Source organism: Cupriavidus sp. UYPR2.512, assembly GCF_000379565.1.
GTDB lineage: Bacteria > Pseudomonadota > Gammaproteobacteria > Burkholderiales > Burkholderiaceae > Cupriavidus.
In genome coordinates, this window is record NZ_KB902986.1 from 1 (window position 1) to 3,024 (window position 3,024).

Genomic DNA, 3,024 nt, shown 5'->3' on the forward strand with positions numbered 1-3,024 from the left:
CCGATCTCGACAATCAGATTCTCAGCGGAAAGCTCCACCGCCCTCTACTCCGCGCCTCAAATTCCCCGCCCGTACACCACTTTCGACTTTAGCTCGAATCCCGGCTGCACGTACAGCTTGCCGTCGCCCATATCGGTCGCCAGCACACTGGCGGGAATCGGCCTCGCGCCTGGAATCGAAAGCAAGCGCCGACCAAGGTCGTCTTCAGCGAGGTCATGAGCCAAGTCCTTGTCGATCTCACCAATCTGCTCGTTCAGGTACTTGGAGTGTGCGTGCAATCGATCAAGGATGGCGACCAGGCGCGCAGGCAACGCATGTTCGGCCGGCACGGCCGGCAGCCGCTTGATGACCGCCATGCCAATTGGAAGGCTGAGCCGAATTCGAGGGGAACCATGCATCTGTTTGACGGTCCTCGTGCGGTCGCGGATAGCGATTCACGCACTCTGTGCAGGGCAGACAGGCGTCTGCTGCGACTCCGTCTCGGGCGTTACGAACCGCATGGACGGGCGCGAGGCCTCTTCGCAGATTGCCTCGGCATCGACAAATCATTCTTGTTGCCCTTGACGAAGGGGCGCACGTACTGCCGTTAGACGAGTTTGACCTGATGCTCAAAGGTGGTGAGCTTGCGGGCCATGTAGTGCGCGCCCTTCCATGACTGCCGTCCTCGAAACTATCGAACCACTCCCGGATCGCGTCGGCCACAATGCTTGGATCGCAAGTGGCGGAATCCGGAACGCATGCTTGGATGAGCGCTTCGACGTCATAGAGACGATCCGCCCGAGCCCGCCACGCGTCTCGGTCGCGGGCTAGGATAGCGAGGTCCGGGTCTCCGATTGGGGTGTAACGCATGGCTCAGACGGGAAATCCTGCGACGCTTTTTTCCCTCCTGCCCAACCAGCTTCCGACGCCACCATTCCCTGGGGAATGCGTGACAGTCACCCAGTGCCTTGGCGTAGCAACTGATCGAATTCAGATCGACGTCCTTCAGTTCCATGCAAGCCTTATTGATTTGATGAATATCAACTATAGACCAGATTCCAGTGGTTTATTTCGCACGCTGCACCATGATCGTTCCCGTACAAAGAAAAAAACGGACGCGCCCGACGAAAGCACCGCTGCCGGCGCGAACGCGCGTCGGCCATCCCATCCTGAATAGCCTCGTGCAGGCACGCGCCACGAACCACTCCCGCGCAATAGTGTGACCTGCCACACCTCAAAGCCGCTTCAAACGCGCAGATAAAATTCGCAGGCCTTGGAGCCGCACAGACTTGCTCAAATTTCTGGAGACAACCATGGAAACCGAATCCTTCCAAGCTGGCCCGGTGTGGGCCGACGACAGCATCAGCCGCATTCCCTTTCGGGTTTTCGGTTTCCACGCGTCATATCCAGTTCAATGGCCCCGACTCCTTCGACTTTGTCTGGACGCACTTCGGCTTTGAGGACGACACGGAGGAGATGACGCGGCGGCGCCTGCGCCAGGCCAATCTGTTCGGGCCCGCTGGCTTCGTGTCAGCCGACGATGGCGAAGCGATCGAATGCTCGCAGGAAGGCTTCTCCCAAAAGCCGTGGCATCGCGTGATCGCCGAACTGGGTGGCAAGACCGCCGAGAACACGGAACATATGGTGACCGAGACACTGATTCGCGGCATGTACGCCTATTGGCGCAAAGTGATGGAGGTCTGACATCATGAACTTCGCTGACTACTATGCTCTGCTCTCCTTGTAGGCCGACTACACGTCGGCCGTGGACAACGGCGAATGGGACCGCTGGCCGGAATTCTTCACCGACGATTGCCTCTATCGGATCCAGCTCCGCGAAAACCACGAGCGCGGCTTGCCCCTCGCCACGCTTTCGCTCGAAAGCAAGGGGATGCTCAAGGACCGCACCTACGGCATCCGCGAGACCCCGTTTCACGATCCCTACTATCAGCGCCACATCGTCGGTGCGCCCCTGATCAGGAAAGCCGACGGCGACAGGATCGTAGCTGAGACGAACTACGCCGTACTGCGCACCAAGCCCGACCAGATGACGAATGTGTACAACGTCGGCCGCTATCTCGACACCGTCGTGCCCACGCCCGAGGGCTGGCGATTCGCGTCGCGCCTCTGCATTTTCGATAGCGAGATGATTCCCAACTCGCTGATCTACCCCATCTAACAGGAGCATTTCATGACTGAAACCTGGATCGAGGCAGCGTCTGTTCAGCGTTCCGCAGGACGGCGTGATCGCCGTGGCAGTGCAAGGCAAGGAGATCGCCCTCTATGGCATAGACGGCGACGTCTATGCAACCGACAACATCTGCACGCATGGCCACGCGCGTCTGTGCGAGGGCTTTCTCGAGAGACATGAAATCGAGTGCCCGCTCCATCAGGGCAGGTTCGACATCCGCAACGCCACTGCGATGTGCGCCCCGCTGACCGAGAGCATCCGTACCTATCCGGTCCGGATCGAGGCCGACAAGGTTTACCTCGACCTCGCCTGAAAGACCTGCGTCACAAACCAGAGGAAACAAGCATGGATTCCGACCGACTACTCGGCGCGACTGCCAACTTACCGACCAGCACGATTGTCATCATTGGCACCGGCCAGGCCGGCGGCTGTGCCGCCCAGACGCTGCACAACGAAGGCTTCAATTGCAGGCTCGTGCTGATTGGAGACGAATGCCATCCGTCGTCGAGCGACCGCCATTGTCCAAGCCCGTACTTGCCAGCAAGGCCGCGCCCGTCAGCACCTGGCTGTAGGCCCAGAAGTGTTCGAAGCCCTCAGGCTTGAGTGGTGGCTGGATACCTGGGTGGATCACATCGACCGGAGCGCGAAACGCCTGGTGATGGCCAATGGCGAGACGCTGTCTTACGACAAGCTGATCTTGTGTACCGGCGGCGGGCGCGCCCACGCTCACCGTCCCGGGCGCCGACAAGGCCCGCGTCCGCTAGTGTAGCGTTCTGTTCGTGATGGAACTTATATGAATTCGGCGTCTCCAATGCCCACACTGCGACACAGCGTGGAGAGAGTGAGTGCGAGTT

4 pseudogenes are annotated in these 3,024 nt (G+C 59.7%); 3 read left to right on the forward strand and 1 reads right to left on the reverse strand.

Annotation, left to right across the window (positions count from 1 at the left end):
* Positions 1-97 precede the first annotated feature (97 nt).
* Positions 98-646, reverse strand: a pseudogene (locus A3A5_RS41610) (IS110 family transposase); the annotation flags it as partial.
* A 719-nt stretch (positions 647-1,365) separates the two neighbouring features.
* On the opposite strand from A3A5_RS41610, the pseudogene A3A5_RS0116200 reads away from it, so the two are divergent.
* The 3 pseudogenes from A3A5_RS0116200 to A3A5_RS0116210 form a co-directional block, all read left to right on the forward strand.
* Positions 1,366-1,683 (forward strand): annotated as a pseudogene (locus A3A5_RS0116200) (salicylate hydroxylase); the annotation flags it as partial.
* Positions 1,684-1,687: 4 nt separating this feature from the next.
* A pseudogene (locus A3A5_RS38660) lies at positions 1,688-2,158 on the forward strand (nuclear transport factor 2 family protein).
* A 12-nt stretch (positions 2,159-2,170) separates the two neighbouring features.
* Positions 2,171-2,483, forward strand: a pseudogene (locus A3A5_RS0116210) (non-heme iron oxygenase ferredoxin subunit).
* The last annotated feature ends 541 nt before the right edge of the window (positions 2,484-3,024 follow it).